1 protein-coding gene is annotated in these 1,061 nt (G+C 44.7%); it reads left to right on the top strand.

Annotated features, from left to right (window positions below):
* Positions 1 to 223 precede the first annotated feature (223 nt).
* On the top strand, positions 224 to 1,061 hold an 838-nt coding region (nusB, locus tag ACS8FC_RS14885; RefSeq protein WP_439297341.1), incomplete at its 3' end, for a transcription antitermination factor NusB.

The following is a 1,061-nucleotide window of genomic DNA, read 5'->3' as shown; positions in this document are numbered from 1 at the left end:
AGCATAAGCTTTAAAGCTCAAATTTATTAGTTTAACTGGTGCTGCTATTGAGCAATAGCAGCACTCCATAGCCCAAGCCAACTATCAAAATAATTGGCTATTTTTTGAATTTTCGCCGTATTTCTATACCCTTTAAAATTTTGAATAAACAAAGCTAAAAAGCTACTTTGTTAATTTATATTTTGACTGGGTATCATCTCAAAAATTTAGGTACAGACCCCCTATGACTGACCAACTCAAGCGCGCTATCAGCGCTGCGAAAACCGCACAAGCCAATCAAGCTGAAGCTACCCGTATAGCGAGCAGTAGTGCAGGTGATCAAACCTTCGATATGAGTGAGTCTTCTTATAAGACCAGTCACACTGCTATCCGTAAGGCGCGCCGCTTTGCCATGCAAGGTCTATACGAGTGGCTCGTCACCGACCGCCGCTTTGATGTAGATGGCAAGCTTGGCTGGAAAGACAATGCTCCGCACGATATTGCTGCTCGCACGCGTGCAACCAATGCCATGCATACCGTCCATATCGGTTATTATCATGAAATGATGCGCGACATCCCAGAGCAGATTGAAGCACTCGATGCGCTTATCAGTCAGCATCTCGATCGTGAAGTTGATAAATTAGATACGGTTGAACATGCTATTTTGCTCATTGGTGCCTATGAGCTACAAAACCGTATGGAGATTCCATATAAGGTTGTGCTTGATGAAGCGATGAAGCTAAATAATCACTTTGGCGCGACTGACGCTCATAAACTGATTAATGCGGTACTGGATAAAATGGCCGGTGAGCTGCGTGCTTTAGAGGTACAAGCAGATACCAATGCCAATCTACGTACGTCACAAAAAGTGGCGGCTAAACAATCTGAAGCGAGTTCGGCTGAAGTAACCGTAGCTGACAATATCGAAACGGCTGCTGAAACAGAAAGCGCGATCGATAATGCGCCGACTGCATCAAATAAGCCGCGTATCAGCGCCAACAAAGCCAATGTCAAACGCAGTAGTGCCAGTAAAGCCAGTGCAAATATCAGTGACTTTAAGGCGAGCAAGAAAAACGCTAACG

The sequence above is a fragment of the Psychrobacter sp. 1Y4 genome, assembly GCF_051847555.1.
This window is presented reverse-complemented; position numbering and strand designations above follow the sequence as displayed.